Below are 26574 nucleotides of genomic sequence, written 5' to 3'. Positions count from 1 at the left end.
TTATCCTCTCCCCGGCGGGGGAGAGGGTGTAGGGAATCGGTCCTTGCTTACGATGGCATCGTTATGGCCTGCTTCTCTTCGAGCAGTTTTTCCACGACGCCAGGATCGGCGAGCGTCGAGGTATCGCCGAGGTTGCTGGTGTCGCCCGCGGCAATCTTACGCAGAATGCGACGCATGATTTTGCCCGAGCGGGTTTTCGGTAGCGAATCGGTCCAGTGCAGCACATCCGGCGTCGCCAGCGGGCCGATCTCTTTGCGCACCCAGTTACGCACTTCGGCATACAGCTCCGGCGTTGGTTCTTCGCCGTGATTGAGCGTCACGTAGGCGTAGATGGCCTGGCCTTTGATGTTGTGCGGGATCCCCACCACCGCCGCTTCAGCGATTTTCGGGTGCGACACCAGCGCGGATTCAATTTCCGCGGTACCCAGACGGTGGCCGGAGACGTTCAGCACGTCATCCACGCGGCCAGTGATCCAGTAGTAACCATCTTCATCGCGACGCGCGCCATCGCCGCTAAAGTACATATTTTTGAAGGTGGAGAAGTAGGTTTGCTCAAAGCGCTCATGGTCACCGAACAGGGTACGCGCCTGGCCGGGCCAGGAGTCGGCGATGGCAAGATTGCCCTCGGTGGCGCCATCCAGCGGCAGGCCTTCGTTATCCACCAGCACCGGCTGGACGCCGAAGAACGGACGCGTCGCGGAGCCGGCCTTCAGCTCGATTGCGCCCGGCAGCGGGGTGATCATAAAGCCGCCGGTTTCGGTCTGCCACCAGGTGTCCATCACCGGGCACTTCTCGTTACCGATCTTCTTCCAGTACCACTCCCAGGCTTCCGGGTTAATCGGTTCGCCGACCGAGCCGAGAATGCGCAGCGAGGAACGGTCTGTGCCTTCGATAGCTTTGTCGCCTTCCGCCATCAGGGCGCGGATAGCCGTCGGGGCGGTATAGAGAATGCTGACCTTATGCTTATCGACGACCTGGCACATACGCGCCGGGGTTGGCCAGTTCGGTACCCCTTCGAACATCAGGGTGGTGGCGCCGCAGGCCAGCGGACCATACAGCAGATAGCTGTGGCCGGTGACCCAGCCCACATCGGCGGTGCACCAGTAAATATCGCCCGGATGGTAGTCGAAAACGTATTTAAAGGTGGTGGCCGCGTAGACCAGATAGCCGCCGGTGGTGTGCAGCACCCCTTTCGGTTTGCCGGTGGAGCCGGAGGTATAGAGGATGAACAGCGGATCTTCGGCGTTCATCTCGACGGGCCGGTGCTCGGCGCTGGCATTGGCCATCAGGTCGCTCCACCACAGGTCGCGGCCTTCCTGCCAGTCGATTTTGCCGCCGGTACGTTTCAGGACCACGACATGCTCAATACTGTTGACGTTCGGGTTTTTCAGCGCGTCATCAACGTTTTTCTTCAGCGGGATGGCGCGACCAGCGCGCAGCCCTTCGTCAGCGGTGATCACCAGGCGCGAGCTGGAGTCGATAATGCGCCCGGCCACCGCCTCCGGCGAGAAGCCGCCGAAAATCACTGAGTGGATAGCGCCGATGCGGGCGCAGGCCAGCATCGCCACCGCGGCTTCCGGCACCATCGGCATATAAATGGCGACCACATCGCCTTTTTTAATCCCAAGGTCGAGCAGCACATTGGCGAAGCGGCACACGTCCGCATGCAGTTCACGGTAGGTGATGTGCTTGCTCTGGCTGGCGTCGTCGCCTTCCCAGATGATGGCGGTTTGATCGCCGCGCTCGGCGAGATGGCGGTCGAGGCAGTTGGCGGCGAGGTTCAGGGTGCCATCTTCATACCATTTGATGGAAATATTACCCGGCGCGAAAGAGGTGTTCTTCACGCGGGTATAGGGGCGTATCCAGTCAAGGATCTTGCCCTGCTCGCCCCAAAATGTATCAGGGTCGGTTATGGATTGTTGGTACTGCGCCTTGTACTGTTCCGGGTTAATCAGGCAACGTTCCGCGATATTAGCGGGAATAGGGTGTTTGTGTATTTGGCTCATGGCTTTTTTTCTCCTTTGAACTTGTTAAATATATGTCAAACAAACGTTAATAGTAGGGGTTTTGACAGCTTTGTTTGTTAATTGGGGGGCAGATCACGCAATGATTCAACTGAGTGAAATTTCATCAAATGAAACTTTGAAGTGAAATAATTACGTAAATGAATTTATAGAAACGGAAGGTGTGAAATATTTTTTATTACAAATACTTATGCATTGTAACTGGGGAAAATTCGTGACTTTATGCAGAAAACCAGAAGAAAGCCCTATTCTTAAAGGCTTGCGCAGCATGCCGTGCAAATGATACTGATATTGCGCGTTAAATAACCCCACAAAGCAACGCAACACAATTCATACCCCCTGCAGTGGGTACCATGACGAAAAGGAATGGTGCCTTTCATTGAGGAAGTCAGTAGTGAAGAAAACGAAAAAAGTCAGTCTGGCCTGGCAAATCTTGCTAGCCCTGGTGCTGGGTATCCTTCTGGGCAGTTATCTGCATTACCACGCCGAAAGTCGCGATTGGTTGATTAGCAATTTGCTGACGCCGGCGGGCGATATCTTTATCCATCTGATTAAAATGATCGTGGTCCCGATTGTCATTTCGACCCTGGTGGTCGGGATTGCCGGCGTGGGCGATGCCAAGCAGTTAGGCCGGATCGGCGCCAAAACCATTATCTATTTCGAAGTGATCACCACGGTGGCGATCGTGCTGGGTATCACCCTGGCCAACGTCTTTCAGCCGGGGACCGGCATTGATATGTCACAGCTGGCGGCGGTTGATATTTCGAAATATCAGAGCACGACTGCCGAGGTGCAAAGCCATGCGCATGGCCTGATGGGCACTATCCTGTCGCTGGTCCCGACCAACATCGTGGCGTCGATGGCGAAAGGCGATATGCTGCCGATTATCTTCTTCTCGGTGCTGTTTGGTTTGGGGCTCTCCTCGCTGCCGGCGACCCACCGTGAGCCGCTGGTGACGGTCTTCCGCTCCATCTCCGAAACCATGTTTAAAGTCACCCACATGGTGATGCGCTATGCGCCGATCGGGGTGTTCGCCCTGATTTCGGTGACCGTCGCCACCTTTGGTTTCGCCTCGCTGTGGCCGCTGGCCAAGCTGGTACTGCTGGTTTACTTCGCGATCCTGTTCTTCGCGCTGGTGGTGCTGGGGATTGTCGCGCGTCTGTGTGGCCTGAGCATCTGGATCCTGATCCGTATCCTGAAAGATGAGCTGATTCTGGCCTACTCCACCGCCAGCTCGGAGAGCGTGCTGCCGCGCATTATCGAGAAGATGGAAGCCTATGGCGCGCCGGCGTCGATCACCAGCTTTGTGGTGCCGACCGGTTATTCCTTTAACCTCGATGGTTCAACGCTGTATCAGAGCATCGCGGCGATCTTTATCGCCCAGCTGTACGGTATCGACCTCTCTATCTGGCAGGAGATCACCCTGGTGCTGACCTTAATGGTGACCTCGAAAGGGATCGCTGGCGTGCCGGGCGTCTCCTTCGTGGTGCTGCTGGCAACCCTGGGTAGCGTGGGGATCCCGCTGGAAGGCCTCGCCTTTATCGCCGGTGTCGACCGTATTCTCGACATGGCGCGTACCGCGCTGAACGTGGTGGGCAATGCGCTGGCGGTGCTGGTTATCGCCAAATGGGAGCATAAGTTCGACCGCAAAAAAGCGCTGGCGTATGAACGCGAAGTGCTGGGCAAGTTTGATAAAACCGCCCAATAAAACACAAAGCCCGGCGCGAACGCCGGGCTTTTTCTTATCCTTTACTGATCCGGTCAAACTCTTCGCAGCCGGTATCAAACCCCTCCAGGCAGCTGACGTTAAGCCAGTGCAGCGCCTTCTGCTTATTCGGTTCGATAAAGCCTTTCTCTCCCTGCTGGAACATCATCCCGGCCCAGTATTCGGCATAGCCGGTCCGTGAGAGCGCCGAGCTGCCTTTGAAGTATTCGCTCGCTTTCACATCATCTTCCGGGCCGTGCACGCCGCTGGCGTAGATCAGCCCCAGCAGCATCTGGGCGTCCACCGCTGCATCGCTTTCGCTATCCCGGGCGGCATCCTGCAGCAGCGTGATGGCGTGCGCCACATCGGTGGGGCCAGCCTGACGGTTCACCAGCACCCGCGCCAGAACGATCTCCCCGGATTTACTGCCGACCTTGACGGCTTTTTCCGCCAGCTGGCGGGCCTGCGGATAGTCCGCCTGCTGAGGGTTGCGAATTTTGAGCTGCGCCAGCAGCGCCAGTGCATCGCCATCGCCCTGGGCGGCGGCCTTCTGCGCCCAGTATTCGGCTTTCTGATAATCACCGGAGCTGACCCAGGTATCGGCAAGGTAATATTGCGCGCGTCGATCGCCGGCTTCCGCCTGCTGTTGATACTGGCTGCCCGGTTCGGTGGCGACCGCTGCGCCGCTGGTGAAAACCAGTAGAAATAAAAAGAGGTATTTCATTTGTATTTATTATCAGCAAGGAACATAGCGCGCAGTATAAAGGGAGGCGAAAAAGAAGAAAATGGCGGGAATTAGCGGGGTAAATACCCGGAGAAGGCGCAACGCGCCGCCTCCGGAGAAAATCCCCGGTATCGCTACCGCTTACCGGGGCTACAGCGTTGTGCGATTTGGTAGCCCGGAGAAGGCGCAATGCGCCGCCTCCGGAGAAAATCCCCGGTGGCGCTAACGCTTACCGGGGCTACAGCGTTGTGCGATTTGGTAGCCCGGAGAAGGCGCAATGCGCCGCCTCCGGGGAAAATCCCCGGTATCGCTACCGCTTACCGGAGCTACAGCGTTGTGCGATTTGGTAGCCCGGAGAAGGCGCAATGCGCCGCCTCCGGGGAAAATCCCCGGTATCGCTACCGCTTACCGGGGCTACAGCGTTGTGCGATTTGGTAGCCCGGAGAAGGCGCAATGCGCCGCCACCGGGGAAAATCCCCGGTGGCGCTAACGCTTACCGGGGCTACTCAATGGTACAAAGGTTCGAACCTTAACCCATCGCGCTTTCGCGCAGGCGGGCTTTCAGCTTGTTGTACTCATCAATCACGTACTGTTCCGCCGCGCGCTGATCGGCAATCCGCTCAACGTTGACCGCGCAGTACTTGTACTCCGGCGTTTTGGTTATCGGACTCAGGTTCTCTGAGACCAGCTCGTTACAGGCACCGATCCACCACTGGTAGGTCATATACACCGCGCCTTTGTTCGGCCGGTCGCTGACCTGCGCGCGGGTGATGATCCGACCCTTACGCGAATTCACCCACACCAGCGCTTCATCTTCGATGCCTAACCGTTCGGCGTCGGCGGTGTTGATTTGCGCATAGCCAGGTTCATCCGCCAGTGCCGCCAGCGCCGCGCAGTTACCGGTCATTGAACGACACGAGTAGTGGCCGACTTCGCGCACCGTCGACAGCACCATTGGGTACTCGTCGGTGAGCTTATCGATCGGCGCGACCCAGTCGCAGGTGAAGAACTGCGCCAGCCCGTTCGGGGTATCGAACTTCTCTTTAAACAGATACGACGTCCCCTGGTCGGCGTCGGACTCATCGCGGCATGGCCACATGACGTAGCCGAGTTCGCCCATTTTCTCATAGGTGGCGCCGTAGAAGTCCGGGCACAGATGCCGCAACTCATCCCAGATCTCCTGGGTATTGTTGTAGTGCATCGGATAGCCCATCCGGGTGGCGATTTCGCTGATGATCTGCCAGTCGGTTTTCAGGTCCCACTTCGGCTCCACGGCTTTAAAGAAGCGCTGGAAGCCGCGGTCCGCTGCGGTATACACGCCTTCGTGCTCGCCCCACGAGGTGGACGGCAGGATGACGTCGGCCGCGGAGGCGGTTTTGGTCATGAAAATGTCCTGGACGATAACCAGTTCCAGATCGTCGAACGCTTTGCGGACCGCCGAGAGTTCGGCATCGGTCTGCAGCGGATCCTCACCCATGATGTACGCTGCCCGCACTTCACCGTGCGCCGCGCGATGCGGCAGCTCGCTGATGCGATAGCCGGTATGTTCCGGCAGGCTGTCGACGCCCCAGGCTTTGGCGAACTTCTCGCGGTTCTCCGGGAATTTGACGTACTGGTAGCCCGGATAGGTATCCGGCAGCGCGCCCATGTCGCAGGCCCCCTGGACGTTGTTCTGGCCGCGTACCGGGTTGACGCCGACGCTCGGCTTGCCGAGGTTGCCGGTGAGGATCGCAAGGCTGGTCAGCGACCGGACCGTCTCCACGCCCTGATAGAACTGGGTGACACCCATGCCCCACAGGATGGCGGCGGATTTGGCGCTGGCGTACATCCGGGCGCAGGCGCGGATCTCCTGGGCGCTAACCCCGGTGATCTCTTCCACCGACTCCGGCGTATAGCCTTCAACGATTTTGCGATACTCCTCGAAGCCCTCGGAACGGCTGGCGACGAAGGATTTATCGTACAGATCCTCTTCAATAATCACATGGCCAATGGCGTTGAGCAGCGCGATATTCGAGCCGTTCTTCAGCGCAATGTGCATGTCGGCGATGCGCGCGGTTTCAATTTTGCGCGGGTCGCAGACGATGATTTTCGCCCCGTTGCGTTTGGCGTTAATGACGTGATTCGCCACGATAGGGTGGGAATCCGCCGGGTTGTAACCGAAGATAAACACCAGATCGGTGTTATCAATCTCCGTGATGGCATTACTCATGGCGCCGTTACCGACCGACTGGTGCAGACCTGCAACCGAAGGGCCGTGTCAGACGCGAGCGCAGCAGTCGACGTTATTGGTACCAATAACGGCGCGCGCGAATTTTTGCATCACATAGTTGGTTTCATTACCGGTGCCGCGGGAGGAGCCGGTGGTTTGGATCGCATCCGGGCCATATTTGGCTTTAATGGCGCTGAGGCGAGTGGCGACGTAATCCAGCGCCTCATCCCAGGAAACCGCTTCCAGCTTGCCGCCGCGTTCACGACGGATCATGGGGGTTTTCAGGCGCGGCGTCAGGATCTGGGTATCGTTAATAAAGTCCCAGCCATAATAGCCCTTCAGGCACAGGGTTCCCTGGTTGGTTTTCCCCTGCGCCGCTTCAGCCCGAACGATTTTGCCGTTATCGACCACCAGGTTGATTTTGCAACCTGATGCGCAATACGGGCAAACCGTGACGACTTTTTTCATCGGTCTTGCTCCAGTTATTCAATGGGCGCGTTTGCGCTATCGCGCCGTCACTATGCATCTTCTATGCCATATTTTCATTGTGGATATTCCTTGATGATACGCGGCTTTTTTGGGCGAAATGCTGACGAAAAACAGCCTGTCGACAGATTTGACGTGTCGATACGCCGGAGATGTGACGGCGCTTGAAAAAATGTCACCGGGAGAGGAATTTGTCGGCGCAGGCTTGCAGAATCGATCAGACTGACACTAATTCCCCGCGGGCAGAGGCAAAGATGAAACCAGTCATTTTGGTGGTGGATGACGACATAGCGATGGGCGAACTGCTCAGCGATGTGCTTGGCGCGCACGCGTTTGAAGTATTGGTCTGCCAGACCGGCGGCGACGCGCTGGCGAGGGTGGCGCAGCGGGCAGACATCGCGCTGGTTTTGCTGGATATGATCCTGCCGGATACCCATGGTCTGCAGGTGCTTCAGCAGCTGCAGCGCACGCGGCCTGAGCTGCCGGTGGTGATGCTGTCTGGTCTGGGCAGTGAGTCTGATGTAGTGGTGGGCCTGGAGATGGGCGCCGATGATTACATCGCCAAACCTTTCAGCTCGCGGGTGGTGGTCGCCCGGGTGAAAGCGGTACTGCGACGCAGCGGGGCGCTGGCCGGCGAGACGTCGGGCGTCGGCAGCGGCCTGACGTTTAACGGCTGGCGGCTGGATACCACGCGCTGCGAACTGTATAACCCGCAGCAGCAGGCGATCCCGCTGACCCAGGGAGAATATGGCCTGCTGCTGGCGCTGGCGCAGAACGCGCGCCGGGTATTGAATCGCGAACAGCTGCTGGCGCTGACTCATAATGAAAGCACTGAGGTGTTCGACCGGACTATCGACGTGCTGATCATGCGCCTGCGCCGCAAAATCGAGTTAAACCCGCATCAGCCGACGTTGATTAAAACCCTACGCGGTCTGGGCTATGTCTTTTCCGCCGATGTGACCCACAGCGATAAGGCGGCGTAGGGCGAGGTGCTGCCAACCTGCTCTTGACTTTATTTAGCGCGGCGAGTTTACTTTTTTTATTAAAGTGACACCTTGGGTTAATCTATGCCATCAAAATTAAACTGGCTGCTGCAAAACAGTGCTCCCGGAGATGTGATCCTTCAGTCCTGGTTAAGCCGGCATGCCATCTCTCCCTCTCTGGCCTTTAAATACACGCAAAGTGGCTGGTTAAAAAAACGAGGCAACGGCGTATACGCGCGTGCGGGACGTGAGCCGGAGTGGAACGATGCATTAGCATGTTTGCAAAATCAGCTAGCCGCTCCGGTGTATGTCGCGGGGCTCAGTAGCTTAGTCTGGCAGGGTCGTTCACACTATCTACAGCTCAAACAAAACCAGTGCTGGTTGAGTATGGAAAATAAAGCGCTGCTGCCAAAATGGTTCAGGGAATTCCCGGGTGTGGAGTGGATAGTCATATCGGGGCAAAAACTGCCGGTGCTGGATGATAAATACCGCGTAATGCTTGATGTAAAAGGGAAAAGACTCACCGGCAGTGCGCCGGAACTGGCTGCTTACGAGTTGTTGAGCGCGGTACCGGGGACCCTCTCATTTAACCACGCGGCAGAGCTTTTCCAGGGACTGGTTAATCTTAATCCTCGTAAAGTAGAGTATCTGCTTTCTGTCAGCCAGTCCGTGCAGACCAAGCGTTTGTATCTCTTTTTCGCCAGTTTTTACGAGCATGGTTGGCTCAGACGAATCGATAGCCAAAAAATCGATCTGGGTGCGGGTAAGCGGCAAATCGTGGTAAATGGCAAGTTCAATGCTCAATATCAAATCACTGTGCCTGAACGCTTTCAAAAGGAATAAAAAATATGGATATACAGGCGCCCTATTATCGGCAGGTTGCTCTGTTAATGCAGGTTTTACCCTATGTTGCCGTCGAACGGGAATTTGCTCTGAAAGGTGGCACGGCAATCAATCTCTTTATCCGTGATTTCCCACGATTATCGGTGGATATCGACCTCGCCTGGGTGCCCCTGGAAAGCAGAACGATCGCTTTACCTCATATACGGGATGCGCTTGCACGTATTGCCGCTAATCTGCAACAACAGGCAGGTATGAACGCTGTATTACAAGCTAATCGTTCCGATGAGATGCGTGTCGTTGTTACTACCGATAGCGCACAAATAAAGATAGAGGTCTCACCGGTCGCACGGGGAACATTATATCCACCACAGGAGCGAGAGGTGGTGGGGGCGGTAGAGGACGTTTTTGGCTATGCCAGCCTTCCGGTGGTTTCGTTGCCCGATCTCTACGGTGGAAAATTATGCGCGGCGCTGGATCGCCAGCATCCCAGAGATTTTTATGATGTGAAATTACTTCTTGATGCGCAGGAGCTTAACCGTCCCATTTTCAATGGGTTTATCGCGTATTTACTTAGCCATAATCGACCTCTGGCTGAAGTGCTTAGTCCTCGCTGGAAAGATATTGCTGAACCCTTTTACCGTGAATTCAGCGGGATGACATTTGAGACGATAGCCCTGGAGGAACTGACAGCAGTCCCCTACAGGATGATTGATGCGTTAAAATCCTGTTTCACGCAACAGGATATCGATTTTTTGCTGTCATTTAAACGAGGCGAACCAGACTGGCGTTTAGCGCCGGAAACACGTATTCAGGATTTGCCTGCCGTGCAGTGGAAATTGCGCAATATTCATCAGATGCCAGCGATAAAACGCGCTGAGTCGTTAGATAAACTGGAAAAGGTGTTGGCCGAGTGGCGCAGTTAGTCATCTGGCCCGCCCTTGTTGAACTCAGCGTAAAACAGGCGTGATTTGAATAAACCGTATCCCTTTTCTCGCCATGATACGTCGTTCTCCTGTGGCATCGCCCTGATAGCGGGATCTACCCAGTCTAACCATTCTGCAACTGAATAAACGCCTGCAGCTCAGGGAGCGTTTTGGCGCCGTCGATCGCGTTGGCGGCCTGCAGGCTGGCGCGGGCACAGGCGTGGGCCAGCTGCAGACTGTCGGTTAACGGCCAGCGTTCGTGGCTGCCGTACAGCAGGCCGGCGCAGAAGGCGTCCCCGGCTCCGACGCTGCCGATAATCTCCTCCGGCGGCAGCCGCCATGACGGTACCCAGCGCCCGGCTTCCGTGCGGGATACGCCCCATGCGCCCTCCGGACAATGGATCACTACCCGCTGGCGCACGCCGGCGTCAAGTAATGCGCTGGCGGCGCGGGCGATATTAGCGACGTGCGGCTCACCGTTGGGCAGGCGGATTTCCAGCCCGCTAAACTCGCTGGCCTCCAGCTCATTGATGGTCAGGTAGTCGAGATGCGCCAGCGCCGGCAGGACCCGCGGGCGGTAGTGCGGATCGCCTTTGCGCGACACCAGGTCGAGGGACACTTCATAGCCTCGATCGCGCATCTGCGCCAGCAGTCGTGCGCTGCGGGTGCCGAACGCCTCGTCGGGCCGATCAAGGCTTTCGAGCAGCAGCAGATAGCCGAGATGAAAAATCTTCAGCGGCGTATCCAGCGGCTCAAAGGCCGGGAGGTCAAGCAGTCGGTTGGCGCCGGGAGAGTGAAAGAAGGTGCGCTGACCGTCGGCGTCGGTCATCACCTGGGTCATCGAGGTGGGGGCGGAGCTGGTGCGCTGCACGAGCTGGCGATTGATATGGTACTGATCGAGCATGGCGGTAATGTAGTCGCCGTCGTTATCCTCGCCAATCAGGCCAACCGCCTGCAGCGGCAGTCCGGCATGCATTTTAGCCAGGGTCAGCAGGACATTCAGCGGGGCGCCGCCGGTGGCGCGTTCGCTATGGACAATTTCCACCAGCCAGCCGCGCTCCGGCCACTGCCTGATCTGATGGACATGATCGACCAGCATGTTGCCTGCGGCAATAATCCCTTTACGTTCCATGATCGCTACTCCGCGCCGTCATACTCGTTAAGCGTAGCGCACAATCGGCGGAACGATTGTGCGCCGGGTTGCGCTTATTTCACGGTCCAGCCTTTGTAAGAGCTGACGTTGTTTTTGTCGATCATCGTCACCGGGATTAGCACAGGCGCGGTCGGCGCCGGTTTGCCCTGCAGGATGTCGTAGCCAATCTCCACCGCCTTCGCCGCCATCACCTGCGGATCCTGCGCCGGCGTCGCGACGAACAGGGAGTTCTTACGCTTCAGCGCCTCTTCGCCGTCCGGGCTGCCGTCGACGCCCACGATGAAGAATTCGCTACGCTGCGCCTGTTTCGCCGCCAGATCGGCGCCAATCGCCGTCGGATCGTTGATCGCGAACACGCCGTCAATCTTCGGATTGGCCGCCAGCAGGGAGGTCATCACCTCCAGGCCGCCTTCCCGGCTGCCTTTAGCGTTCTGGTTGGAGGAGAGGATTTTTATATCCGGGTGTTTTTTGAACTCCGTTTCGCAGCCTTCGACGCGGTTTTGTACCGCAGATACCGGCGGCCCGTTGATGATCACCACGCTGCCTTTGTTGTTCAGGCGGTCGCTAATGTATTTACAGGCCAGCTCGCCCGCCTGGGTGTTATCGGAGGTAATGGTGGCGTCGGCGCCTTCGGCGGCGACGTCAACCGCCACCACCACGATCCCGGCCTCTTTGGCCCGCTTCACCGCCGGGCCAATGCCCTTCGAATCGGCGGCGTTGAGGATGATCATATCGACTTTGGCGGCGATAAAGTTATCGATCTGCGCCACCTGCTGGCCCAAATCGTAGCCGCTGGAGACCAGCGTCACTTTGACATTATCTCCCGCCAGCTTGCGGGCCTCCAGCTCCGCCCCTTTGGTGATCTGCACAAAGAACGGGTTGGCAAGGTCGCCCACTGTCACGCCAATCGCTTTCAGTTCTTTGGCCGACGCAAAGGGGGAGGCGGCCAGCAGCGCGCCAGCACACAGCGCGGTCACTATCGGTTTTAAACGCATTCGCTTTTCCTCGCAGGTAAGATGGTGTTGTTATGCACTTTGATGGTGTCGGGTACGGTATTTGTCGATCAGCACCGCAATGATGATCACCGCCCCTTTGATCACCAGTTGCCAGAAGTAGGAGACCCCCATCAGGGTCATGCCGTTATTGAGGGTGGCGATAATCAGCGCCCCCACCAGCGTACCGGTGATGGTGCCGATACCACCGACGAAGCTGGTGCCGCCGAGAATGACCGCGGCGATGGCATCCAGTTCGTAGCCGACGCCGAGGTTGCCGTTGGCGCTGTATAACCGCGAGGCGCTCATCACCCCGCCAAGACCGGAGAGCAGGCCGCTCATGCCGTAGACAAACAGCAGCACCAGCCAGACTTTGATGCCGGTCAGCCGCGCCGCCTGCATGTTGCCGCCCACCGCGTAGATATGCACCCCAAGGGTAGTGCGGCGCAGGATAAACCAGCACACCGCGATAACCGCCAGGGCGATGACCACCAGCCACGGCACCGGGCCGAGATAGTCATTGCCGATCCACTCAAAGCTGATATCGGAGTTGATCACCGTGGTGCCGTCAGCCAGCAGATAGGCGGCGCCGCGCAGCGCCGTGTAGGTGCCGAGGGTGACGATAAACGGCGGTAACCCGGCGAAGGCGACCAGCGCGCCGTTGAACAGCCCAAGCAGCAGGCCGAGCATCAGCGCCGCCGGAATCGACAGCAACGTAAACGCCGGGATCAGCGACACCACCATTGCCGCCACCGCGGTGGTGCCGAGAATGGAGCCGACGGAGAGGTCAATGCCGCCGGTAAGAATGATGAAGGTCATTCCCGCCGCCAGCACAATGTTGATCGAGGCCTGGCGGGTGATATTCAGCAGATTGCTTTCCGTGAAAAAGTTGGGGGCGATAAAGCCGAAAACGGCGACGATCAGGATGAGGATCGGCAGAATGCCGACGGTCTGCATCAGGTCGCCCATCAACATTTTTTTCGCCGAAGCGGATTTCGCGACCGGCGCGGAGGTCTCTTTCGGTATGCTCATAGTTGCCCTGCCTTAAGGTGAGAATCGTTCACGCCGGTGGCCAGCGTCATGATACTTTCCTGGCTGATATCGCCGGCCTGTAACTCGCCGGCGATAGCGCCCTCGCGCATCACATAGACCCTGTCGCTCATGCCCACCACTTCGGGCAGTTCGCTGGAGATCATCAGAATGGCGACGCCCTGGCGCGCCATGTCGTTCATGATGCGGTAAATCTCGCTTTTCGCGCCGACGTCGACGCCGCGGGTGGGTTCATCGAGGATCAGAATGCGCGGGCCAATCGCCACCCAGCGTGAAATCAATAATTTCTGCTGGTTGCCGCCGGACAGCCCGCCGGCGCGCACCTGGGCGTGCGGCACGCGGATGTTAAGCAACTGGATGGCGTCATCGGAGATGGTTTGCGCCTTCCGGCGGTTGAGCATCCCCCAGTTCGCGTCGCGCTCCAGCGTCGCCATGGTGATGTTTTCCTGGGCTGCCAGTTCGAGAAACAACCCCTGTTCTTTGCGGTTTTCGGTCAGAAAGCCGATCCCGAGGTCGATGGCTTCGCGCGGCGAGTGGATCACCACCGGCTCGCCGTCGATCTCAATCACCCCGCCAGTGGCTTTGCGCACGCCGAAGATCAGCTGCGCCAGTTCGGACCGTCCGGCGCCGACCAGCCCGGCGAGGCCGACGATTTCGCCAGCATGCACCACGAGGCTGCTGGGCTTCACCTTGCCGCCATCGGTCAGATCCTCGACCCGCAGGCGCGGCTGGCCGCGGGGGATGTCACGTTCTTTATTGAACAGATCGCTGAGCGGGCGGCCGACCATCATGCGCACCAGCTCCGGCGCGTTGAGCTTGTCACGCACCAGGCTGCCGACATACTGCCCGTCGCGCAGGACGCTGACGCGGTCGGAGAGCTCATACACTTCCGCCATGCGGTGGCTGATATAGATAATCGCCATCCCCTCATCGCGCAGGCGCAGGATGAGCTCGAACAGGCGCTGGGTTTCCCGCGAGGAGAGGGCGGCGGTGGGTTCATCCATTACCAGAATGCGGCTTTGACGGTGGAGCGCCCGGGCGATCTCCACCTGCTGCTGTTCGGCGATGGTCAGGGTCATCACCCGGTCGCTGGCTTTGAACTGGGCGCCGAGACGGTCGATCACCGCCTGCGCCTGGCTGAGCATGGCTTTGCGCTGCACCAGGCCACCGCGCGCCAGCTCGCTGCCGAGGAAAATGTTTTCCGCGACGGTCAGGTTCGGCGCCAGCTGCATCTCCTGATAGATCAACGTGATCCCGGCGGCCAGCGCGTCCTTGGGGCCGCGGATGGTTTGCGGTTTTCCGTCGATCAGGATCTCGCCGCTGGTGGCGGTATAGGCGCCGGCAAGGATCTTCATCAGCGTGCTTTTTCCGGCGCCGTTTTCTCCCATCAGGGCATGGATCTCCCCTGGCCAGACCGTCAGGTCGACGCCCTTCAGCGCGTAGAATTTGCCAAAGGCTTTGGCAATATGGCGCATTTCCAGTACCGGGGTGGCGGTCATCGCGGCGCTCCTGTCTATGAGAACAATAGCTGCAGTCCACCACCGGAAAATAAATGCAGAATGTCAGAATCCATTCATATTTGTCATAGTGATAAATAGTTAACCGCGATCACAGTTACGCGGCGTCATTTTCTGCACCGTCACGCTTATCTGCCGACCGATCCTTCACCGGAGTTGCTATGACCGCTCGCCGACACCCGTTTTTCACCAGCGCCCGTGGCCGCCTGCTCTCCTTTAATCTGCTGATGGGCGTGGTCACCCTGTTGGTGAGCGGCGTGGCGGTGTTCGGCTTTCACCACGCCAGCCAGCTGCAGGAGCAGGTGCAGCGCCAGACTCTCAACGACATGCGCGGCAGTATGGATCTGGCGCGGGACACGGCGAATGTCGCCACGGCGGCGGTGCGCCTGTCGCAGGTGGTGGGGGCGCTGGAGTACAAAAGCGAAGCGGAACGGCTGCTGGCGACGCAGCAGGCGCTGAAGCACTCGCTGGCCCAGCTGGCGGCGGCCCCGCTGGCGCAGCAGGAGCAGGCGCGGGTGGCCAATATTATTCGCCGCAGCAACGCGCTGCAGCAGAGCGTGGCGGAGATGCTGGAGCGCGGCCAGCGCCGCCATCTGCAGCGCAATGCGCTGCTGAGTTCGCTTTACCAGAATCAGAGCAACCTGCGCCATCTCGCCGATCTTAACGATCGCGGCGGGGATAAGGCGATCGATCCGCGCCGGCTGGCCGAGATGGACCGGCTGATCGTGGCCGCGATCCATACCGTTACGCCGCGGTCGATCGTTCTGCAGCTCGACCAGCTGCGCGGCGACCTGCCGGCAGGCAGCGCCGATCCCGCGCTGGCGTTTTTCCTGCCCGACGTCAACCGGGAACTGGCGACGCTGGCCCCGTTGTCGGCCCAGCTGGAGGAGAGCGATCTGACGATCAGCTGGTACATGTACCACATCAAAGCGCTGGTCGCGTTGCTTAACGAGGACATCAATCAGTACGTGACCCGGGTGGCGGAAGCCTCAGAGCAGCGGGCGGCGCAAAGCCATCGGGAGCTGCGCTCCATCAGTATGTTTATTCTGCTTTCCGCGCTGCTGGCGCTGGCGATCACCGGCTGCGCCGGGTGGTATATCTACCGTAACCTTGGCTCGAACCTGACCGCCATCTCCCTGGCGATGTCGCGGCTGGCTCAGGGGGAGCCGAACGTCTCGGTGCCGGCCCTGCAGCGGCGCGATGAGCTGGGCGAGCTGGCGCGAGCCTTTAACGTTTTCGCCCGCAATACGGCGTCGCTGGAGCACACCACCCGGCTGCTGAAAGAGAAGACCACCCAGATGGAGATCGATCGGATTAAGCGCCAGGAGCTGGAAGAGGCGCTGCTGCACAGCCAGAAGATGAAGGCCGTCGGCCAGTTGACCGGGGGGCTGGCGCATGACTTTAACAACCTGCTGGCGGTGATCATCGGCAGCCTCGAGCTGGTGGAACCGGACGCACGCGATGCGCCGCGCCTCTCCAGGGCGCTGAAGGCGGCGGAGCGTGGGGCGCTTCTGACTCAGCGGCTGCTGGCCTTTTCGCGCAAACAGGCGCTGCATCCCCAGGCGGTGGCGATGGCGCCGCTGCTGGAGAACCTCAGCGAGCTGATGCGTCACTCCCTGCCGGCGACCTTAAGTCTGGAGATTGAGGCGCAGTCGCCGGCGTGGCCGGCATGGATAGACGTTGGCCAGCTGGAAAACGCCCTGATCAATCTGGTGATGAACGCCCGCGACGCCATGGCCGGGCGCGACGGGGTTATCAAAATACGCACCTGGAATCAGCGGGTCACCCGCAGCAGCGGTCAGCGGCAGGATATGGTGGCCCTGGAGGTGATCGATCATGGCAGCGGGATGTCGCAGGCGGTGAAAGCCCGGGTGTTTGAACCGTTCTTCACCACCAAAGCCACCGGCAGCGGCAGTGGTCTGGGGCTGTCGATGGTGTATGGTTTTGTGCGCCAGTCGGGCGGCCGGGTGGCGCTGGAGAGCGCGCCGGGGCAGGGGACGACGGTGCGGCTGCAGCTGCCGCGGGCGATGACCGAGGTTGAGACGACGGTGGCGCCAGCGGAGGACGAGCCGCTGCCGGCGGGAGAACGGCTGGCGCTGGTGCTGGAAGATGAAGAAGATGTACGCCAGACACTGTGTGAACAGCTGCATCAGTTGGGCTGGCTGACGCTGGAGACGCCGAGTGGCGAAGAGGCGCTGCAGCTGCTGGAGGCGTCGCCGGATATCGCTCTGTTGATTAGCGATCTGATGCTGCCCGGCGCGCTGAGCGGCGCCGACGTGATCCATACCGCCCGACGCCGCTTTCCGGCGCTGCCGGTGCTGCTGATCAGCGGCCAGGATTTGCGTCCGGCGCAGAATCCGGCCCTGCCGGAAGTAGAGTGGCTGCGTAAGCCGTTTACCCGCGCCCAGCTGGCGCAGGCGCTGAGCGCGGCGTACGCGAGGATTTGAGATTCCTCCGCTACTCGGGGGTTGTACGCTTGATTAAGGTAGCGGCAGGACTCTGACGAGATTGGCCCCGATGAAACGTTACGCAACCGCACTGCTCTTTTGCACCCTGTCGCTGACCAGCCTGGCCGCTCGCGCCGATATTATCGATGACGCGATCGGCAATATTCAGCAAGCCATTAACGACGCCTATAACCCGGGTAGCAACCGCTCCGATGACGACGACAGATACGATGATGATGGCCGGTATGATGACGGGCGCTATCAGGGGAGCCGTCAGCAGAGCCGCGACAGCCAGCGTCAGTATGACGATCGACAACGGCAACTGGACGATCGCCGCCGCCAGCTTGACGAACGCCAGCGCCAGCTCGATCAGGATCGTCGCCAGTTAGAAAGCGACCAGCGTCGTCTGGATGATAGCTACTGATCGCTCCGCAACGGACCTGCACTTAATCCAGCACGATTTCCATCCCGTCATATCCCGCTTCGAAACCTGTCGGCAGCGGGTTATCCATCATCCAGACATCTAACCGGTGGCTGATATGGGTGAGGATCACCCGCGGACAGCCAATCACCTGGTTAAGGTGGCGGACGGTGTTTAGATCGTTGTGGTTACGCGGGGTCTGCGCGCGCGGCTCATGACTGCAATCAATGATCATCGCCTGCGGGCGGTTGTTGAGTAAAAACTTCAGCGTCTTGTCCGGCAGCCCGGCGGTATCCGAGAGCCAGGCCACCCGGCTGTGGGCCGACTCCAGCAGATAACCGAAGGTGAGCTTCGAGTGGTTGAGCGGCAGGGGCGTTACCCGCAACCCCTGCAGGTCAAACACCACAAACGGCGTGACGGTATGGCTAAAATCGAGCAGGCCGGGGTGCTTGAGCAGATCGTCGCAGCCGGCGTCGTCCGGCGGGCCATAGACCGGGATCGACGCGCCGACTCCCCAGCGCAGCGGAAACAGCCCCTGCACATGATCCAGATGGTAGTGGGTCAGCAGCACCTGCTGAAAACTACCGGCGGGATGATGTTCCATCAGATCCGGTCGTCCGGCATCAAGCAGCGTCACGGCGCTGTTGAACGTGACCACGCCGCTACAGGGGCGGCGTCGGTGGCTCTCCTCGCGGCGGGCGCGGCGGCAGGCCGCGCAGTCGCAACCGAAGACGGGCACCAGCTGGGCGCCGCCGGTGCCGGTTAAACGGATTGTCAGGCTCATCGTGTCACCTTTCACTCATACCGGCTGATCCTCTACGCGTGCCACGTGGCTGCGCAGCAGGCGGAAGAAATCGTCAACCGATTGTCGAAGACTCCCGTCATTATTCAACGTCAGGCAATTGTCCGGCTTATAGCGCGCGGCGCGATCCAGACGCTGGGCGATTTCCAGTGCGTTTTCCCGGCCGCGCTGCTCCAGCCGCTGGCGGAGCACCGGCGGCGAGACGGCGAGACAGATCGGCACCAGCACCTCGCCGTAGCGTTCCCGGGCCAGCGCCAGGTGGGCGCGGGAGCCGTTGGCCACCACGTCAAAGCCAGCGTGCAGCCACAGGTCGATCTCCACGCCAATGCCATAGTAAGTATTGTTGGCGTGCCAGCTGAGAGCAAAAAGATGCTGCTCGGCGCGGGTAAAAAATTCATGTTCGCTGAGGGCGATATGATTCTCGCTGCCCGCGTTAAACGGGCGGGTAATGTAACGATGGGCCACCAGCAGCTGCGGGTGCTCGCGCTCGCGCAGCGCCGCCAGCAGGCTGTCTTTACCGGAGCCAGAGGGGCCCACCAGCCAAATCAGTTTTCCCGGCATTAAAAGACCCTCGTTCCCTGGCGCCAGACATGGTCGATGTGCACATGCTCGCCGCGACGGTGCGCCAGCACCAGGTCGGCGCGTTTCCCCTCGGCGATGACGCCGCGATCGTCAAGGCCCAGCGCCTGCGCCGGATGCTTGCTGACCAGACGGATCGCCTGCGCCAGGGTGAAGGCGTTATCCTCGGCGTCGGCGATGCGGAAAGCGGCATCCAGCAGGCTGGCGGGGTAATAGTCAGACGAGAGAATGTCCAGCAAACCACTGCTCGCCAGCTGGTGCGCCGCGATGTTGCCAGAGTGGGAACCGCCGCGCACGATATTGGGGGCGCCCATCAGGACGTGCATCCCATGCTGACGTGAAGCCTGCGCTGCGGCCAGCGTGGTGGGAAACTCGGCGATGACGCTACCTAACTGACGGGATTCGGCCACATGCGCCTCGGTGGCGTCGTCGTGGCTGGCGAGGGCGATACGACGGGCGCGGCACATGGCGGCGATGGTCTGACGATTCGGCTGCGACCAGGTGGCGGCCAGGGCCACCTGCTCGGCTTCAAAACGGTCCATTTCGTCGTGAGTGAGATGGTATTTGCCCTGATAGTAATCGCGGTACTTGCTGCGATCGGCGTACTGACGCTGGCCTGGCGAGTGGTCCATCAGAGAGACCATGCTCACCGACTCGCGGTCAATCAGCTTTTCAAACAGCGGCAGCGTGGTGTGATGCGGCAGCTCGCAGCGCAGGTGCAGGCGATGCTCGGCGCGGTTGAGGCCGCGCTTTTGCGTCTCTTCCACCGCATTGACCATCTTCTCCAGATTCTCAAGACGATCGCCGCCATCACGCACGTCGCCAATCGCCACGGCGTCCAGCACGGTGGTGATGCCGCTGGCGACCATCATGGCGTCATGGCTGCTCATCGCCGAGTGGGCCGGCCAGTCCACCTTCGGTCGCGGGGTAAAGAACTTGTCGAGGTTATCGGTATGCAGTTCGATAAGGCCCGGCAGCAGCCAGCCGCCTTCCCCATCCAGCGCCTGCGGCAGCCGACTCTGGCTTTCGGCGAAAGCGAGGATGCGACCGTGCTGGACTTCCAGTGAACCGTGGACCACGTCGTCGTCGAGAACCAGTTTTACGTTATTGATAATCATGCTGTCATTCCCATGGGGTGCAGTCGGTCGGCGACCTGACGGCGTACCCCTTCGTCATGGAAAATCCCCACGATGGCCGCGCCGCGCGCTTTGGCATCGTGGATCAGGTTGACCACGGCAGCACTGTTTTTGGCATCCAGTGAGGCGGTGGGTTCATCAAGGAGCAGAATCGGATAGTCGACCGCAAAGCCGCGGGCGATGTTGACCCGCTGCTGCTCGCCGCCTGAAAAGGTCGACGGCGCAAGGTGCCACAGGCGTTCCGGAACGTTGAGGCGGGTCAGGAGCTGGGCGGCTTTCGCGGCGCTCGCTTCACGCGGCGTCCCAAGGTCGAGCAGCGGCTGCATCACCACCTCCAGCGCTGAAATGCGCGGGATCACCCGCAGAAACTGGCTGACCCAGCCGATGGTGGTTTTGCGCACTTCCAGCACCTTGCGCGGCGTGGCGGTGACCAGGTCCACCCATTCGTCGCCGTGGCGGATATGGATATGGCCGCTGTCCGGCAGATAATTGGCATACAGCGAACGCAGCAACGTCGATTTGCCGCTGCCGGAGTGACCGTGGAGTACCACGCACTCCCCGGCGTTAACGGTCAGCGAGGCGTCGGCCAGCACCGGCAGGCGCACGCCGTGCTGCTGGTGCAGAACAAAGGTTTTATGGATGTTTTCAACGCGGATCATGTTAGCCCTCGCGGGGTTGGGTTGCCGGGTGGCGCTTCGCTTACCCGGCCTACGAATAACGCACCTGTAGGCCGGGTAAGGCGTAGCCGCCACCCGGCAAAACAGCATCAATTCTGCAACACCGACGACACCAGCAGCTGGGTATAAGGGTGATGCGGATCGTCGAGCACCCGGTCGGTTAAGCCACTCTCGACTACCTGGCCCTGCTTCATCACCAGCAGACGGTTCGCCAGCAGACGGGCGACGCCGAGATCGTGGGTAACAATCACCACCGCGAGATTCAGCTCCACCGCCAGGCCGCGCAGCAGATCAAGCAGCCGCGCCTGCACGGACACATCCAGCCCGCCGGTGGGTTCATCCATAAACACCAGCTTCGGCTGGGTAACCAGATTACGGGCGATCTGCAGACGCTGCTGCATGCCGCCGGAAAAGGTAGTGGGCAGGTCGTCGATGCGTGAGGGCGGGATCTCCACCTCCTGCAGCCACTTTTCGGCGGTGGCGCGAATGTTGCCGTAGTGGCGGGCGCCGGTGGCCATCAGCCGTTCGCCGATGTTGCCCCCGGCGGAGACCTGGCGACGCAGGCCGTCCATCGGGTGCTGATGCACCACGCCCCATTCGGTACGTAGCAGGCGGCGGCGTTCGGCTTCGCTCATGGCATACAGCGAGCGCTGCTGGTACAGCACCTCACCCTGCTGCGGCGTCAGGCGGGCAGAGATCGCCTTCAGCAGGGTGGTTTTACCGGAGCCGGATTCCCCGACGATGCCGAGAACTTCTCCCGGCCACAGTTCGAAGGAGACATCGCGAAAACCTTTGTCCGGGGCGTAGAGATGGGTCAGGTTATTCACAGCAAGTAATGGCTGGCTCATTTTTTCTGCCCCTCGCTCTGCTGGCGGCAATAGTCGGTATCGGAGCAGACAAACATCCGCTGGCCGCTGTCATCCAGTACCACTTCGTCGAGGTAGCTGTGGCGCGAGCCGCAGATGGCGCAGGGCTCATCCCACTCCTGCACGGTAAATGGATGGTCATCGAAATCGAGACTTTCCACCGGGGTATAGGGCGGCACCGCGTAGATCCGCTTTTCGCGCCCGGCGCCGAACAGCTGCAGCGCCGGCATCATGTGCATTTTCGGGTTATCGAATTTCGGGATCGGCGAAGGGTCCATCACGTAGCGGCCATTGACCTTCACCGGGTAGGCGTAGGTGGTGGCGATATGGCCGAAGCGGGCGATATCTTCATACAGTTTCACCTGCATGACGCCGTACTCTTCCAGCGCGTGCATGGTGCGGGTTTCGGTTTCGCGCGGCTCGATAAAGCGCAGCGGCTCCGGGATCGGCACTTGATAGATCAGGATCTGATCCTCCACCAGCGGCGTCTCCGGGATCCGGTGGCGGGTCTGGATCAGGGTGGCGTCTTCGGTACGCTCGGTGGTGGCGACACCGGTGACGCGCTTAAAGAACTGACGAATCGACACCGCGTTGGTGGTGTCATCCGCGCCCTGGTCAATCACCTTCAGTACGTCGTTCTCGCCGATGACGCTGGCGGTCAGCTGGATGCCGCCGGTGCCCCAGCCGTAGGGCATTGGCATTTCGCGACCGCCGAACGGCACCTGGTAGCCGGGAATGGCCACCGCTTTGAGGATCGCCCGGCGGATCATGCGCTTGGTTTGCTCGTCGAGATAAGCAAAGTTATAGCCAGTCAGTGGGTTAGCCACGTTCGTTCTCCCGTTGCAGGCGTTTCAACAGCGCCAGTTCGGCCTGGAAATCGACATAGTGCGGTAGTTTCAGATGCGAGACGAAGCCGGCCGCTTCGACGTTATCGGCATGGGCCAGCACAAACTCTTCATCCTGAGCCGGGCCAGCAATCTCTTCGTCATAGTCTGGCGCCTGCAGGGCGCGGTCGACGAGGGCCATGGCCATTGCTTTGCGCTCGCTCATGCCGAAGGTCAGACCGTAGCCGCGGGTGAAGTGCGGCGGCTCATCCTGCGGGGCGACGAAGCCGTTGACCATTTCGCATTCGGTGAGCAGCAGCTCGCCAATATTGACGCTAAAGCCCAGCTCTTCCGGCACGATTTCCACCTGCACGTAGCCGCTGCGGATCTCGCCGGCAAACGGATGGTTGCGGCCATAGCCGCGCTGGGTCGAATAGGCCAGCGCCAGCAGGTAACCTTCATCGCCGCGCATCAGCTGCTGCAGGCGCGAGGAACGCGAGCAGGGGTAGACCGGCGGGGTGCGGGTGATATCGTCGGGCGGCGTGCCGCGATCTTCCTCGGCCTTCGCCAGCCCCTGCTGCGTGAGCAGGCTAAAGACGTGCGGCGTCGGCTCTGCTTCGCCATCGGCTTGCTGCACAGACGGCGCTTCGCCGTTGGCCAGCAGGGTAAAATCGAGCAGGCGATGGGTGTAGTCGTAGGTGGGGCCTAGCAGCTGGCCGCCGGGAATGTCTTTGTACACTGCGGAGATGCGGCGTTCGAGGCGCATCTTCGCAGTGTTAATCGGTTCGCTGACCGCCAGCCGCGGCAGGGTGGTGCGGTAGGCGCGCAGCAGGAAGATCGCTTCGACGTTATCACCGCTGGCCTGCTTGAGCGCCAGCGCCGCCAGTTCGCGGTCGGCGATGCCGCCCTCGGTCATCACCCGGTCCACCGCCAGGTTGAGCTGGTCGCCTATCTGATCAACGCTCAGTTCGGGAAGCCGTCCATCGCCCCGCCGTTTCTGTTCCTGTAAGGCGTGAGCGGCGAGGATCGCCTTCTCGCCGCCCTTGACGGCTACATACATTTAGCAAACCTCCACGTGGGTGGTGCGCGGGATCGCCAGCAGGCGCTCGCCGCAGGTGAGGATCAGGTCGATGCCCAGCGGGAACGGATGCGGGCGTTCAGTTAATTCGTCGATGATGCAGTCCGGCAGCTGCGGCGCAATCATTCGCTCTTCGGCAATGCCTGCCCCGGTCAGGCGCAGCATGCGTCCGCCGCTGAGGCTGGCGAGCTGAACAATCAGCGTGACGCCGGTTTCCGGAGCAGTGACGGTGCCAGCGGAAAGGACGTTGAGCTGCTCGGCGCTGATGCCGTCATTGGCGACGGCAAAAACCGCCTGCTGCGGCTGATCCACCAGCGGCGCGCCGGTATGAAAGCGCAGATTCTGTCCCACCAGATCGTTATGCAGAGCGCTGGCGAGCCAGACCGGCGTTTCATGATCGGCAAGGGTCAACAGCAGGCTGGTGGAGGCCACGTTCAATGGCTGCCAGCCGTGCTGAAGCTGCTGCAGGGAGACAATCACCCCCGGCTCGCTCATCGCTTTCAGCAGGCGACGAAAACTGTGTTGGGCATCCTGCACAGCCAGGGTAAAAGCGGGTTGTAAGGTCATGCGTTATCTCCGCGAACCAGGGTAAAGAAGTCGACCCGGCTGGCGTTGACTTCGGCGCGTCGGGCTTCAATGCGCGCGCTGCGTAGCGCTTCCAGCGGGGTTATCAGGGTTTCCATTAACGTATGAAAATGGCGAGGCGACTGCAGCAGGGCGTCGATGGCCGCGCAGCGTTCGGCATGCGGGCGGTCGCGGCCTAAGATCCAGCTGTAGCCGAGCGTCCCGTCGGCCAGACGTACCGCCGCGCGGGTGAGCGTGGCGTCGCCGGCAAAGAAACGGTCGCCGATGCCACCCATGCGGGCCTGGAGCTGTACCAGCCCGGTTTCCGGGGTGCGAATCAATTCATACGCCGGCGCCAGCTGCAGGGACTGCATGCGCGCCAGAAGATCGTGCGGTTCACTGTGGGCCAGCACGGACATCCAGCGCTGGCGGGTGGCGGTATCGAAGTGCATTCAGTGCTCCATGGTAAATTCAATCATGTCGGCGCGGGTCAGGCTGACGGAGTATTCGATGGGGGTCTGCTCGCCCTGGCGGCTGTTGAGGGTGCGTACGCAGAGCAGCGGCGCCATGTTGGGGATCTCCAGCAGCTTGCTCTCTTTCGCCTGCGCGCGGCGGGCGCTGATTTTGGTGCGTGCCCGGGTCAGTTTGACGTCGAGTTCATCGCGCAGCAGGTCGTGCAGCGATCCGTGGCTGAAGGTTTGCAATACCGGCCAGAAGCGCAGGTCGGCGAAGTAGTGGTCGATCAGGCACAGGGCGACGCCATTGACCCGGCGCAGGGTGCGCAGGTGGATGATGTTCTCGCCCTCATTGATGTCAAAGGCCTCGGCAACATGCGCGCTGGCGGGGCGCAGCACCGACAGCAGCTTCTCGCTGGTGGGATCGCTGCCCTGTTCCAGCAGGTTCTGGCTGAACCGCGCCTGAGCATTAAGCGGGTAATCGATGGGTCGCATCAGCACCAGCACGCCGACGCCCTGACGGCGCTGCACCCAGCCGCGTTCAACCAGCTGGTCGATAGCCCGGCGCAGGGTATGGCGGTTAACGTCAAAGCGCGTCGCCAGCTGCTGTTCGGCGGGCAGATAGTCGCCGCAGCGATAGTGGTGGCGCAGCTCCTGCTCAAGTCGGGCGGCGATTTCCTGATAGCGCGTGGGATAACTGGTCGGATGTCTGGACAGGTGCATAGTCATCAAGCCTCACACAGCATAGGCGAGGAGGTCCCTCGCGTTGTGGGCCGATCCTGACCGGTTTATGTTGCATTTCGGTTAAGTGATGATGACCAAAGGATGAAGAGTTGGTGCCAGACGGATGACAGGGCGGCCGGGCCGCCCTGGCGGGGTCAGCCTTGTTTGACCACGTTGATCATCCAGGGGACGCCAAAGCGGTCGACGACTTTGCCGAAGCCGTGGGCCCAGAACGTTTCCTGCCAGGCCATCTCAATGCGCCCGCCGACGGCCAGCGCGTCGAACCAGCGCTGGCCTTCAGCGACATCGCTGGGATCGAGGACGAGGGTGAAGCCGGCGTAATGCACATCGGGCCCGAAGGCGCTGTCGCTCAGCATCAGCTCGCCATTATTGATGCGCAGGCTGGCGTGGGCGATGGCATCATCTGCCATCTTCTGGCCAGACGGGCAGCCGTCTGACGCTTCTTGCGCCGGGGGCGGCATTTCGCCAAAGGTCATTTTAAACATCAGCTCCGCGCCCAGCGTCTGCTGATAGAAGGCGATTGCCTCGGCGCAGTTGCCTGCAAAGGCAAGGTAGGGACTTAAGGACATGGTGAATACCTCAGTGACCGTAACCCGTAAAGCGTAGTCGCCGGGGACGCTGTTGAGCCAGACGGCAGCGCGAAAATGTGTAGCGGCATAGCGGCGAAATGGTCAGTGAAAATAGCGGGGACTGAGGCGGAAAATAACAGGTTGCACAGGGAGCGGGTGGGGCACGATGATATCGGGAGCGGCGACGGTGGCGCAGGAAAATAATGACGCCGACCTCCCGGAAATAAATCAGTTCTTTTTGACGAATTCCGACTTGAGCTTCATCGGACCAAAACCGTCAATTTTGCAGTCAATATTGTGATCGCCTTCGACCAGACGGATATTCTTCACTTTGGTGCCGATTTTCAGCATCGAAGAGCTGCCTTTTACCTTCAGATCTTTCACGACGGTAACGCTATCGCCATCGGCCAGTAAATTGCCATTGGCATCTTTAACGATCAGAACGTCGCTCTCTTCTGTCGCCTCGGCAGGGTTCCACTCATGGGCACATTCCGGGCAGATGTACATGCCGTTATCTTCATAAGTGTAAGTCGAATCGCATTTTGGGCAGTGTGGCAGTTGCATGACGTTCCTCGTGATGTCGTCGGAAAACAGGACGTTGGTCCTCTAAACAGCGGCTGATAGCCGAAAGTGTGGCTGATTATAGCGCAATCACCCACTTTTGTCGGGTGTTTTTTTAGTAAAAATTACCCATCACACTATTCGGGTGAAAGCAGAATAACCGCCAAAATTATCCGCCAGAGGATAAGGGGGAGTGAGGAAATAATTTTTGCGAGCAGCCAGTAAAATGAACTTATTTATTT

Annotated in this window: 25 protein-coding genes and 1 pseudogene; 7 read left to right on the top strand and 19 right to left on the bottom strand. The window is 60.0% G+C overall.

Annotated elements, in window-relative coordinates:
• Positions 1-47: 47 nt before the first annotated feature.
• Positions 48-2006, bottom strand: coding sequence for an acetate--CoA ligase (gene acs, locus FHW76_RS21410; RefSeq protein WP_008807262.1), 1959 nt, complete (start codon positions 2004-2006; stop codon positions 48-50).
• Positions 2007-2106: 100 nt separating this feature from the next.
• Between acs and FHW76_RS21405 the strand changes: the two are divergent.
• Both FHW76_RS21405 and gltP read left to right on the top strand, forming a co-directional pair.
• Positions 2107-2307 (top strand): annotated as a pseudogene (locus tag FHW76_RS21405) (hypothetical protein).
• A gap of 111 nt (positions 2308-2418) precedes the next feature.
• The gene (gene gltP, locus FHW76_RS21400; protein WP_012543161.1) at positions 2419-3732 is read left to right on the top strand and encodes a glutamate/aspartate:proton symporter GltP; all 1314 of its coding nucleotides are present in this window, start codon (positions 2419-2421) and stop codon (positions 3730-3732) included.
• Between the two features lie 34 nt (positions 3733-3766).
• On the opposite strand, the gene FHW76_RS21395 is transcribed toward gltP, so the two are convergent.
• Positions 3767-4453, bottom strand: a complete 687-nt coding sequence (locus FHW76_RS21395; RefSeq protein ID WP_016160120.1) for a tetratricopeptide repeat protein — start codon at positions 4451-4453, stop codon at positions 3767-3769.
• Between the two features lie 529 nt (positions 4454-4982).
• Positions 4983-7130 carry a formate dehydrogenase subunit alpha gene (gene fdhF, locus FHW76_RS21390; RefSeq protein ID WP_110245153.1) on the bottom strand — a complete coding sequence of 716 codons (2148 nt, stop codon included), beginning with the start codon at positions 7128-7130 and terminating at the stop codon, positions 4983-4985.
• 272 nt (positions 7131-7402) lie between these two features.
• Here fdhF and FHW76_RS21385 point away from each other — a divergent pair, with 272 nt between their 5' ends.
• From FHW76_RS21385 to FHW76_RS21375, 3 genes are all read left to right on the top strand, one after another.
• Positions 7403-8131: a response regulator transcription factor gene (locus FHW76_RS21385; RefSeq protein ID WP_008807258.1), complete on the top strand. Its 729-nt coding sequence runs from the start codon at positions 7403-7405 to the stop codon at positions 8129-8131.
• Positions 8132-8215: 84 nt separating this feature from the next.
• Positions 8216-8974: a type IV toxin-antitoxin system AbiEi family antitoxin gene (locus tag FHW76_RS21380; protein WP_040971113.1), complete on the top strand. Its 759-nt coding sequence runs from the start codon at positions 8216-8218 to the stop codon at positions 8972-8974.
• 5 nt (positions 8975-8979) lie between these two features.
• On the top strand, positions 8980-9897 hold the full coding sequence (locus FHW76_RS21375) for a nucleotidyl transferase AbiEii/AbiGii toxin family protein (protein ID WP_022065798.1): 918 nt from the start codon (positions 8980-8982) through the stop codon (positions 9895-9897).
• Positions 9898-10021: 124 nt separating this feature from the next.
• Here the strand turns inward: FHW76_RS21375 and FHW76_RS21370 are convergent, their stop codons facing one another.
• The 4 genes from FHW76_RS21370 to FHW76_RS21355 all read right to left on the bottom strand — a co-directional run bounded on the left by FHW76_RS21370 (position 10022) and on the right by FHW76_RS21355 (position 14591).
• Positions 10022-11029 (bottom strand): carbohydrate kinase family protein, encoded by a 1008-nt coding sequence (locus tag FHW76_RS21370; protein ID WP_022065799.1) that lies wholly within the window; start codon positions 11027-11029, stop codon positions 10022-10024.
• A gap of 74 nt (positions 11030-11103) precedes the next feature.
• Positions 11104-12045 (bottom strand): ABC transporter substrate-binding protein, encoded by a 942-nt coding sequence (locus tag FHW76_RS21365; protein ID WP_012543155.1) that lies wholly within the window; start codon positions 12043-12045, stop codon positions 11104-11106.
• 30 nt (positions 12046-12075) lie between these two features.
• Complete coding sequence (locus FHW76_RS21360; RefSeq protein WP_023296904.1) at positions 12076-13074, bottom strand: ABC transporter permease subunit; 999 nt, start codon at positions 13072-13074, stop codon at positions 12076-12078.
• Positions 13071-14591: a sugar ABC transporter ATP-binding protein gene (locus FHW76_RS21355; RefSeq protein ID WP_008807253.1), complete on the bottom strand. Its 1521-nt coding sequence runs from the start codon at positions 14589-14591 to the stop codon at positions 13071-13073. The genes FHW76_RS21360 and FHW76_RS21355 overlap by 4 nt, the downstream gene beginning before the upstream one ends.
• 179 nt (positions 14592-14770) lie before the next feature.
• On the opposite strand from FHW76_RS21355, the gene FHW76_RS21350 reads away from it, so the two are divergent.
• On the top strand, positions 14771-17056 hold the full coding sequence (locus FHW76_RS21350; RefSeq protein WP_012969140.1) for an ATP-binding protein: 2286 nt from the start codon (positions 14771-14773) through the stop codon (positions 17054-17056).
• 70 nt (positions 17057-17126) lie between these two features.
• A complete protein-coding gene (gene yjdP / locus FHW76_RS21345; RefSeq protein ID WP_012543151.1) occupies positions 17127-17480 on the top strand; it encodes a DDRRRQL repeat protein YjdP in 354 nt (117 codons plus the stop codon).
• Between the two features lie 22 nt (positions 17481-17502).
• On the opposite strand, the gene phnP is transcribed toward yjdP, so the two are convergent.
• The 12 genes from phnP to FHW76_RS21285 all read right to left on the bottom strand — a co-directional run bounded on the left by phnP (position 17503) and on the right by FHW76_RS21285 (position 26335).
• Positions 17503-18261 (bottom strand): phosphonate metabolism protein PhnP, encoded by a 759-nt coding sequence (gene phnP, locus FHW76_RS21340; RefSeq protein ID WP_115188844.1) that lies wholly within the window; start codon positions 18259-18261, stop codon positions 17503-17505.
• 15 nt (positions 18262-18276) lie between these two features.
• Positions 18277-18840, bottom strand: coding sequence for a ribose 1,5-bisphosphokinase (gene phnN, locus FHW76_RS21335; RefSeq protein ID WP_012543150.1), 564 nt, complete (start codon positions 18838-18840; stop codon positions 18277-18279).
• Positions 18840-19976 (bottom strand): alpha-D-ribose 1-methylphosphonate 5-triphosphate diphosphatase, encoded by a 1137-nt coding sequence (gene phnM / locus FHW76_RS21330; RefSeq protein WP_183476977.1) that lies wholly within the window; start codon positions 19974-19976, stop codon positions 18840-18842. The genes phnN and phnM overlap by 1 nt, the downstream gene beginning before the upstream one ends.
• Positions 19973-20653 (bottom strand): phosphonate C-P lyase system protein PhnL, encoded by a 681-nt coding sequence (gene phnL, locus FHW76_RS21325; RefSeq protein ID WP_023339425.1) that lies wholly within the window; start codon positions 20651-20653, stop codon positions 19973-19975. The genes phnM and phnL overlap by 4 nt, the downstream gene beginning before the upstream one ends.
• A gap of 107 nt (positions 20654-20760) precedes the next feature.
• Positions 20761-21519 (bottom strand): phosphonate C-P lyase system protein PhnK, encoded by a 759-nt coding sequence (gene phnK / locus FHW76_RS21320; protein WP_012543148.1) that lies wholly within the window; start codon positions 21517-21519, stop codon positions 20761-20763.
• Positions 21516-22364, bottom strand: a complete 849-nt coding sequence (locus FHW76_RS21315) for an alpha-D-ribose 1-methylphosphonate 5-phosphate C-P-lyase PhnJ (RefSeq protein WP_002885202.1) — start codon at positions 22362-22364, stop codon at positions 21516-21518. Before FHW76_RS21315 ends, phnK begins: the two co-directional genes overlap by 4 nt.
• On the bottom strand, positions 22357-23421 hold the full coding sequence (locus FHW76_RS21310) for a carbon-phosphorus lyase complex subunit PhnI (protein WP_183476975.1): 1065 nt from the start codon (positions 23419-23421) through the stop codon (positions 22357-22359). Before FHW76_RS21310 ends, FHW76_RS21315 begins: the two co-directional genes overlap by 8 nt.
• On the bottom strand, positions 23422-24006 hold the full coding sequence (gene phnH / locus FHW76_RS21305; protein WP_008807244.1) for a phosphonate C-P lyase system protein PhnH: 585 nt from the start codon (positions 24004-24006) through the stop codon (positions 23422-23424).
• Entirely contained in the window at positions 24003-24455 is a 453-nt protein-coding gene (gene phnG, locus FHW76_RS21300) for a phosphonate C-P lyase system protein PhnG (RefSeq protein ID WP_096834474.1), read from the bottom strand. The genes phnH and phnG overlap by 4 nt, the downstream gene beginning before the upstream one ends.
• Positions 24456-25181 carry a phosphonate metabolism transcriptional regulator PhnF gene (gene phnF, locus FHW76_RS21295; protein ID WP_032701139.1) on the bottom strand — a complete coding sequence of 242 codons (726 nt, stop codon included), beginning with the start codon at positions 25179-25181 and terminating at the stop codon, positions 24456-24458.
• A gap of 155 nt (positions 25182-25336) precedes the next feature.
• Positions 25337-25771, bottom strand: a complete 435-nt coding sequence (gene yjdN / locus FHW76_RS21290; protein ID WP_002885221.1) for a VOC family metalloprotein YjdN — start codon at positions 25769-25771, stop codon at positions 25337-25339.
• A 228-nt stretch (positions 25772-25999) separates the two neighbouring features.
• On the bottom strand, positions 26000-26335 hold the full coding sequence (locus FHW76_RS21285; protein ID WP_008807241.1) for a zinc ribbon domain-containing protein YjdM: 336 nt from the start codon (positions 26333-26335) through the stop codon (positions 26000-26002).
• Positions 26336-26574 lie beyond the last annotated feature (239 nt).

It is taken from the genome of Klebsiella sp. RC2, from assembly GCF_014192815.1.
GTDB lineage: Bacteria > Pseudomonadota > Gammaproteobacteria > Enterobacterales > Enterobacteriaceae > Klebsiella > Klebsiella variicola.
Note: the sequence above shows the minus strand (reverse complement) of the source record. Positions and strands in the feature narration are given on the sequence as shown.

Excerpts from the sequence above, each read along its gene's own strand:
- acs (WP_008807262.1), bottom strand. The coding sequence starts at position 2,006 with ATGAGCCAAATACACAAACACCCTATTCCCGCTAATATCGCGGAACGT.
- FHW76_RS21395 (WP_016160120.1), bottom strand. The coding sequence starts at position 4,453 with ATGAAATACCTCTTTTTATTTCTACTGGTTTTCACCAGCGGCGCAGCG.
- FHW76_RS21385 (WP_008807258.1), top strand. The coding sequence starts at position 7,403 with ATGAAACCAGTCATTTTGGTGGTGGATGACGACATAGCGATGGGCGAA.
- FHW76_RS21380 (WP_040971113.1), top strand. The coding sequence starts at position 8,216 with ATGCCATCAAAATTAAACTGGCTGCTGCAAAACAGTGCTCCCGGAGAT.
- FHW76_RS21375 (WP_022065798.1), top strand. The coding sequence starts at position 8,980 with ATGGATATACAGGCGCCCTATTATCGGCAGGTTGCTCTGTTAATGCAG.
- FHW76_RS21370 (WP_022065799.1), bottom strand. The coding sequence starts at position 11,029 with ATGGAACGTAAAGGGATTATTGCCGCAGGCAACATGCTGGTCGATCAT.
- FHW76_RS21365 (WP_012543155.1), bottom strand. The coding sequence starts at position 12,045 with ATGCGTTTAAAACCGATAGTGACCGCGCTGTGTGCTGGCGCGCTGCTG.
- FHW76_RS21360 (WP_023296904.1), bottom strand. The coding sequence starts at position 13,074 with ATGAGCATACCGAAAGAGACCTCCGCGCCGGTCGCGAAATCCGCTTCG.
- FHW76_RS21355 (WP_008807253.1), bottom strand. The coding sequence starts at position 14,591 with ATGACCGCCACCCCGGTACTGGAAATGCGCCATATTGCCAAAGCCTTT.
- FHW76_RS21350 (WP_012969140.1), top strand. The coding sequence starts at position 14,771 with ATGACCGCTCGCCGACACCCGTTTTTCACCAGCGCCCGTGGCCGCCTG.
- yjdP (WP_012543151.1), top strand. The coding sequence starts at position 17,127 with ATGAAACGTTACGCAACCGCACTGCTCTTTTGCACCCTGTCGCTGACC.
- phnP (WP_115188844.1), bottom strand. The coding sequence starts at position 18,261 with ATGAGCCTGACAATCCGTTTAACCGGCACCGGCGGCGCCCAGCTGGTG.
- phnN (WP_012543150.1), bottom strand. The coding sequence starts at position 18,840 with ATGCCGGGAAAACTGATTTGGCTGGTGGGCCCCTCTGGCTCCGGTAAA.
- phnM (WP_183476977.1), bottom strand. The coding sequence starts at position 19,976 with ATGATTATCAATAACGTAAAACTGGTTCTCGACGACGACGTGGTCCAC.
- phnL (WP_023339425.1), bottom strand. The coding sequence starts at position 20,653 with ATGATCCGCGTTGAAAACATCCATAAAACCTTTGTTCTGCACCAGCAG.
- phnK (WP_012543148.1), bottom strand. The coding sequence starts at position 21,519 with ATGAGCCAGCCATTACTTGCTGTGAATAACCTGACCCATCTCTACGCC.
- FHW76_RS21310 (WP_183476975.1), bottom strand. The coding sequence starts at position 23,421 with ATGTATGTAGCCGTCAAGGGCGGCGAGAAGGCGATCCTCGCCGCTCAC.
- phnH (WP_008807244.1), bottom strand. The coding sequence starts at position 24,006 with ATGACCTTACAACCCGCTTTTACCCTGGCTGTGCAGGATGCCCAACAC.
- phnG (WP_096834474.1), bottom strand. The coding sequence starts at position 24,455 with ATGCACTTCGATACCGCCACCCGCCAGCGCTGGATGTCCGTGCTGGCC.
- phnF (WP_032701139.1), bottom strand. The coding sequence starts at position 25,181 with ATGCACCTGTCCAGACATCCGACCAGTTATCCCACGCGCTATCAGGAA.
- yjdN (WP_002885221.1), bottom strand. The coding sequence starts at position 25,771 with ATGTCCTTAAGTCCCTACCTTGCCTTTGCAGGCAACTGCGCCGAGGCA.
- FHW76_RS21285 (WP_008807241.1), bottom strand. The coding sequence starts at position 26,335 with ATGCAACTGCCACACTGCCCAAAATGCGATTCGACTTACACTTATGAA.